The sequence below is a fragment of the Flavobacterium sp. genome (assembly GCF_043756175.1).
Taxonomy (GTDB): Bacteria; Bacteroidota; Bacteroidia; order Flavobacteriales; family Flavobacteriaceae; genus Flavobacterium.
Genome location: NZ_JAYURN010000152.1, coordinates 1 through 8138, shown reverse-complemented (window position 1 = coordinate 8138; position 8138 = coordinate 1). Strand labels below are relative to the sequence as shown.

The window sequence follows — 8138 nt, the reverse complement described above, 5'->3', positions numbered from 1 at the left end:
GAGAAAGAAAAAAGAGCTGCAGAGTTAGTCATTGCAAATAAGGAACTTGCCTATCAAAATGAGGAAAAAGAAAAAAGAGCGACAGAGTTAAGTTATGCTAACAAAGAACTTTCTATTCAAGCTGAAGAAAAAGAAAAAAGAGCCGCCGAATTAGGAATTGCCAATAAGGAGCTTGCCTATCAAAATGATGAGAAAGAAAAAAGAGCTGCCGAATTAGGAATTGCAAACGAAGAACTTGCCTATCAAAATGAGGAAAAAGAAAAAAGAGCTGCCGAATTAGGAATCGCAAACAAAGAACTCGCCTATCAAAATGAGGAAAAAGAAAAAAGAGCGGTAGAATTGAGTTTTGCAAACAAAGAGCTTTCGATTCAAGCAGAAGAACTTCAAATGCAGCAGGAAGAACTCAGACAACTGAATGAAGAACTGGAACAACAAGCGCAGAATCTAAAACAACAACAAGAGGAATTGCAAATGACCAATGAAGAATTGGAAGAGCAGACTCAGTCATTGGAAGAAAAAAATAAAGAAGTCGAAGCGTCAAAAAACAGTATAGAATTAAAAACAAAACAACTGGAGATAAGCAGCAAGTATAAATCTGAATTCCTGGCAAATATGTCACATGAATTGAGAACCCCGCTAAACAGCTTGCTGATACTGTCAAAAGATCTATCAGAAAACAGAAAGAAAAATCTGGACGAAGTACAGGTTGAAAGTGCGGAAATAATTTATAAAAGTGGACATGACTTACTGGTCTTAATAAATGAGGTACTGGACCTCTCTAAAATTGAAGCAGGTAAAATGTCTATCAACATTGAAAAAGTATCGTTAAAAAATTTCACCGATGATTTAATTCGTGATTTTAGACATCAGGCAGAACAGAAAGGATTAAAACTAGTATGTAAATTGAATACTGATTTACCCGAATATATGCATACTGATTTACAACGATTGAATCAGATATTAAAAAATCTTATATCAAATGCCATAAAATTCACCGAAAAAGGAAGTGTAACTTTATCTATTGACCCAAACACGGCAACTACATTGAACATTTCAATTACCGATACCGGCATTGGAATATCCGAAGACAAACAAACGGCTATTTTTGAAGCTTTTCAACAAGCCGAAGGTGGTACTTCAAGAAAATATGGAGGAACGGGTCTAGGACTTTCTATTTCTCGAGAACTCGCAAAATTATTAGAAGCAGAAATTCAATTGAAAAGCAAACCTAACCATGGATCTACTTTTTCGCTTATTATTCCTTTGCAAATTCATCCTCAAGAAGAGACCTTCAACCCCATTCCGGTGCAACCTGTTTCCTATACGCCTCAAGTTATAAAGGAATCAATGTATCTTAATTATGACACCATAAAAGATGATAGAGATACGATAAGTAAGGATGATAAAGTAGTACTGATTATTGAGGATGATCGGAATTTTGCCGCTATACTTTTAAACCAAGCACACAAAAAAGGATTCAAATGCTTGTCGGCAGCAACAGGAGAAGATGGACTATTACTTACTTCAAAATACAAACCAAACGCCATTATTCTAGATATGGGTTTGCCTGGCATCAAAGGGCGACAAGTATTACACGAACTAAAAGCAAATCCCGCCATAAGACACATACCAGTACATATCATTTCAGCAAATGACCGCACACTCGAACCAATTAGAGAAGGTGCTGTGGAGTACTTGATGAAACCAATCGCTAAAAATGAACTAGAAGAAGCTTTCAACCGAATTGAGAATTTTGTCAACAGAAAAATTAAAAACCTGCTGATTATTGAAGATAATGAAAATTCCAGAAAAGCAATGAAAATACTCATTGGTAATGGCGATGTGAAATGTTTTGAAGCAGGAAGTGGTAAAGAAGCTTTGGAACTATATGAACAAAATAATATCGATTGCATCATTTTGGACATTGGTTTACCAGACATAAGTGGCTTTGAGCTCATCCATAAATTGGAAGAGATCAAAGGACATAACATGCCTCCTATTATTATTTACACCGGAAAAGAACTAACAAAAGAAGAAAACAATCTGCTTCAAAAATATGCAGAAAGCATTATTATTAAAGGGATAAAATCAGAAGAACGATTACTGGACGAAACCGCACTATTTCTGCATCGTACAATTAGTAATTTACCAAAATCGAAACAAATAATCATAAATAATTTGTACGATAAAGAAGCTATATTCCATTCTAAAAAAATTCTTTTAGTAGATGATGATATGCGAAATGTTTTTGCATTATCCAAAATACTTCAAGAACGCGGGATGGACGTTATAAAAGCCGAAAATGGGAAAACTGCATTAGATATGCTGGAAAAAAATCCTGATATTGATTTAGTTCTAATGGATATAATGATGCCAGAAATGGACGGTTATGAAGCCATGAAAAGAATACGTGCCCAGATAAAATTCAGGAGTTTACCGGTTATTGCCCTCACCGCAAAAGCTATGAAAGATGATAAACAAAAATGTATAGACGCTGGTGCAAATGATTACATTACTAAGCCAATTGATGTAGAACGTTTGTTATCATTGATGCGCGTATGGTTAAGTAAATAATGGAATGCCATGATAAAGTTGGCAACTCCCCTATTCCTTAAGTTAAACTTTTATTTTACAATTGAAAATGAAAATAAATAGCCCTGTTAAAATTTTATTGGTAGACGATCTACCTGAAAATTTGTTTGCCTTAGAAGTAATTCTCTCTACTGAGGATTATATATGCGTAAAAGCAACTTCTGGTAATGATGCCTTAAAAATTCTTCTCCACGAACAAGATTTTGCCATCATATTAATAGATGTCCAAATGCCGTTGATGGACGGATTTGAAACTGTAGAACTAATTCGCCAAATCGAACCCCTAAAACATGTTCCGATTATTTTTTTAACGGCAAGTATGGACAATACAGTCCAAATTTTCAAAGGCTATCAAGCAGGTGCCGTTGATTATATGATTAAACCGCTTTCCCCTGAAATATTAAAGGCAAAAGTGGCGGTTTTTGTCGATTTATATAAGAAAAATCAAGAACTATTAGTTCAAGCTGCTCAGCTTAAAAAATTAAATACTGATTTAACTGCGCAAAAATTACTATCTGAATATTCACTAAGTCTTATTGAAGCAAGTCATGATCCTTTGTTTGCTATTAGTCCTGAAGGAAAAATAACCGATATGAATAATGCATCGGTGCAAGTAACAGGAATACAAAGGGAAAAATTGATCGGAACCGATTTTTTTGATTATTTCACTGAGCCTCAAAAGGCCCGTGAAGTGTACCAGAAAGTATTCAAAAAAGGATTTGTTGCTGACTCACCGCTTATTCTTCGCCATAAAAATGGAAAGCTGACAGACGTATTATTTAACGGGTCAGTATACAAAGATGAGAGAGGAAATGTGATTGGAGTTGTAATTGTTGCCCGGGATGTTACAGATCAAAAAAGGATTGAAAATGAACTGATTGAAGCTAAGGTATTTGCGGAGTTAGCCACCTTAATTGCGGAAGAAGCAAAAAGTAAAGCAGAAGACGCAATGAAAGCCAAACAGCAATTTTTGTCTAATATGAGTCACGAAATCCGTACCCCTATGAATGCGATTATCGGGTTTACAAAAGTGTTGATTAAAACCCACTTGACGGAAAAACAGAATGAATATTTTAATGCCATTAAAGTATCTGGAGATGCCTTAATAGTACTAATTGACGACATACTTGACTTAGCAAAAGTAGATTCAGGAAAAATGACCTTTGAGCAAACTCCTTTCAAAATAGCGACATCATTATCGGCCATGCTTCATTTGTTTGAAACAAAAATTCAGGAAAAAAACCTGCAATTATTAAAACATTACGACAGTAAAATTCCAGAGGTTTTGGTTGGAGATCCAGTCCGTTTGCACCAAATTATTTTAAATTTAGTCAGTAATGCTTTAAAATTTACCACAAAAGGAGAGATTACAGTTAATGTTGACTTGGTACATGAAGATAATGAAACAGTCATTATCCGATTTGCAGTTACAGATACGGGAATAGGTATTGCTGCAGAAAAGATACCCACAGTTTTTGAAAATTTTCAACAGGCTACCAATGGAACCTCAAGATTGTATGGAGGAACTGGTTTAGGATTAGCCATAGTTAAACAATTAGTAGAAACACAAGGAGGCAACATACAAGTAGAAAGTAAAATTGACCAAGGTTCAACATTCAGTTTCACACTCCCTTTCCGAAAAACAAAAGCGAAAGCAAAATCACAAACAGTTGCAACACAATTAAATTCGGAAATTAAAAATATAAAAGTATTGGTAGTGGAAGATATTGCACTTAACCAGTTACTGATGAAAACCCTTCTGGATGATTTTGGATTTGAAAGGGATATTGCCGACAACGGAAAAATAGCAGTCGAAATGCTTCAAAAAAAATCGTACGATATTATTCTGATGGACTTGCAAATGCCAGTAATGAATGGCTTTGAAGCCACGGATTATATCCGTAATACTCTGAAATCTAAAATTCCCATCATTGCATTAACTGCTGATGTTACAACAATTGATTTAGCTAAATGCAAAGCAGTCGGGATGGATGATTATATTTCGAAGCCAGTCGACGAAAAGATATTATACAGTAAGATCGTGGGCTTAGTAAAAAAACCGAATCTCGAAAAAACCGAAGAGTTTATTCCCGTTGAAAATAGTCAAAGTAAAAAAACAAAATGTGTTGATTTGACGTATTTGAACAACCGTACCAAGTCAAATCCTGCATTAATGATGGAAATGATAACGTTATATTTGACTCATACTCCTCCTTTAATTACTACCTTAAAACGGAGTTTAGAAGACAAAAACTGGACTTTATTAGCCGCTGCGGCACATAAAATGATTCCTTCTTTTGCGATAATGGGTATCAGTGCAAATTTTGAGAGTATGGCTAAAAAAATTCAGGAACTAGCTGATAAAGAAGAAAACACAACTGAATTAATCGATTTAATTGGTCAACTTGAAGCTATTTGTGCTCAGGCTTGTGAAGAATTAGAAGAAGAATTTGCCAATATAAAAAGTAAATAAAGATATTTTAACTAAATTATAAAAGATTACCAGAACACTTAAAATTGATTTTTGGAAAAAATTGAAAAGGGTTAAAATTAACACATTGTTTTCTTTCTTTTCAAAATTCAAAAACTCTAGATATTACAATTGGATAAAAGGCACTAATAATAAAAAAATCTTTTAAAAACAGTACATAATGGCATATATTCCTAAATCTGATAAATCAGTAACTAATAAAGAGATTGAAAAAAAATCCTTTACCGTGGTTGCTATTGGTGCATCAGCCGGAGGACTAGAAGCTTTTAGTCTTTTACTAAAAAAATTACCCGCTAATACTGGTATGGCATACATCTATGTCCAACACCTAAGTCCCGACCATAAAAGCTTACTTACTTCCATTTTATCTAAGATTACAGAAATGAAAGTGCAGGAAATTGATAACATGGAAAAAATGGAACCTAATAATGTCTATGTTATCCCTCCCAATAAAGTAATTGAAGTAATTAACGGACATATTCGTTTGCTACCCCGCATTAAAAAAAATATACCTAATCTTACCATTGATCTTCTGTTTTCCTCACTTGCTGAAACACATAAAGAAAATGTAATTGGCGTTGTGCTTTCCGGTTATGCCAGTGACGGTATGATGGGGCTCAAAGCTATTAAAGATGCTGGAGGAATCACCTTTGCACAGGATGATACGGCCCAAGCCGATAGTATGCCTAAATCTGCTATTTCGTCGGGAGTAGTCGATTATATTTTATCGCCGTCGGAGATTGCCCAAGAATTAGTTCGCCTCAGTAAAATTGGAATTTCTAAAAATAGCATTCCTGAAAAACAAGTAAAGGAAAAAGAATTAACTCTTGAAAATAACAATTACGATATAAATACGATTTTTGAACTTTTACTTAAGACAACAGGAGTAGATTTCAGTCACTATAAAATGCCCACAATAAATAGAAGAATAAGCCATAGAATACATCAATATGGCGTAAAAACCATTAAAGAATACGCTAAACTTTTACTCCATAACAATATCGAGATCGAGATCCTGTACAAAGATTTACTGATTAATGTGACTAGTTTTTTTAGAGAAAAAGACACTTTCCAATATTTAAAAACGACTCTTCTTCCCAAACTTCTCAAAAGCAAGGAAGCAGAAGAAACATTACGAATATGGATTCCTGCTTGTTCTACAGGTCAGGAGGCTTATTCTATCGCAATAATAATAAGCGAATTACAGAATAAAACCAATAGTATACCCGTTCAAATTTTTGCCACAGATCTCAGCGAGGATGCGATTCGACAAGCCCGTATTGGCGAATATTCACAAAATGACTTGAAGAACATTTCAAAAAAATATTTAGATCAGTATTTTACAAAAATTGGCGACAATTATCGCATTATCAAAGAACTTCGTGATATGTGTGTATTTGCACCACATAATATTTTACGGGATCCTCCATTTTCGCGTATGGACTTTGTCAGTTGTTGTAATCTTCTTATCTATTTTGATTCTGCGGCGCAAAAAAAGGTCTTTTCTTCCCTTTATTTTGCTTTGAATGATAATGGATATCTAATGCTTGGTAAAGCGGAAAGTACCGGTACATCATCACCTCTTTTTACATTAATGAATAATAAGTATAAAATCTATTCCCGAAAAAACAATATGGGAGTGCGAAAAATACTTGAATTAACACCCCGCTTTACGCGTATAATTATGTCCAGTAAAAAAGTAGCTCCTTCCTCTAAACATATAAGCTCAACACCTGTAGGAATAGAGAATGTTATCGATGCTGTTCTTCTGGCAAATTATATGCCTGCATGCGCAGTTGTCAACAAAGACATGGAAATTTTGCAATTTAGGGGACCTGTTAGCACTTACCTCGAACATTCATCCGGTAAAGCAAGTCTTAATATTTTGAAGATGGCGCGCCCTGAATTTGCTTTTGAACTGCGCAATGCAATCAATAAAGCTATTGAAACAAAGGAATCAGTACACAAATCGGGAATAGAAATAAAAATTGATTCGGTTTTACGAATGATGTCTTTTGAAGTCAGACCACTAAAATTTGAATGGGATGAACCTCTATTACTAATCGTTTTCAAACCGCAAGAGGCTGTTGCAAAACATAATAAAAATGATTCTGATGGTACAGAAAATTCGTCTCTAAAAGATTTAAAAATAAAAAAACTCACTGAGGAATTAAATAAAACACGCTCAGAAATGGTTTCTATCATTGACTCACAGGAAACGATTTATGAAGAATTACAAGCAGCTAATGAAGAGATTGTTTCGTCAAATGAAGAATTTCAAACGTTAAATGAAGAGCTTGAAACCTCAAAAGAGGAAATTGAAGCTACTAATGAAGAGCTTATCATTACGAACCAGGAATTACAGATGCGACATGATCTTTTGATCGAATCGCATGAATTTTCGGAGGCTATTATTGCTACCATTCATGAGCCAATGCTTATTCTGAATAAAAATTTTATTGTTACATCGGCAAATAAATCTTTTTATAAAAAGTTTCTCGTAGATAAAGCATCAACAGAAGGAAAACTATTATTTGATTTGGGGAATAAGCAGTGGAATATTCAAAAATTACGTTTAATGCTTAACGATGTTATTTCAAAAAATAATGGTTTCGAAAATTTTGAAGTAACGCATACTTTTTCAGGAATCGGCGAAAAAATAATGCTGCTAAATGCCCATCTTATAGTTCAGAAAACGAATAGCGAACAGCTAATTCTTCTCGCTTTTGAAGATATAACGGATCGTTCTCGCTATTATCTAAAAGAAAAATATTCTTTAAGTCTCATCGAAGCCAGCCGTGATCCGTTAGTAACCATCAATACAGAAGGTAAGATTACTGACATGAATCAGGCAACTGTAAAGATAACAGGGTTGTCACGCGCTAAATTGAAAGACTCAAACTTCTTTGATCATTTCACCGAACCGCAAAAAGCTCGTGAAGTTTATCAACAAGTATTTTCAAAAGGTTCAGTAACTGATTCTCCGCTAACACTTCGCAATAAAAATGGAAAACTTACTGATGTATTATTCAATGGTTCGGTTTACAAAGATGAT

Annotated in this window: 3 protein-coding genes; all 3 read left to right on the top strand. The window is 34.4% G+C overall.

The genetic code is table 11. The features are described from left to right. Positions 1-2574 (top strand): DUF705 domain-containing protein (locus ACH2BP_RS12065; RefSeq protein WP_395060234.1); only part of this gene is annotated, 2574 nt, incomplete at its 5' end. Between the two features lie 67 nt (positions 2575-2641). After that, a complete protein-coding gene (locus tag ACH2BP_RS12060; protein WP_395060232.1) occupies positions 2642-5065 on the top strand; it encodes a response regulator in 2424 nt (807 codons plus the stop codon). 178 nt (positions 5066-5243) lie between these two features. Beyond that, positions 5244-8138 (top strand): CheR family methyltransferase (locus ACH2BP_RS12055; RefSeq protein WP_395060230.1); only part of this gene is annotated, 2895 nt, incomplete at its 3' end.

What these genes read in the sequence shown, in the direction of transcription:
- ACH2BP_RS12060 (WP_395060232.1), top strand. Translation starts at nt 2,642, where the DNA reads ATGAAAATAAATAGCCCTGTTAAAATTTTATTGGTAGACGATCTACCT.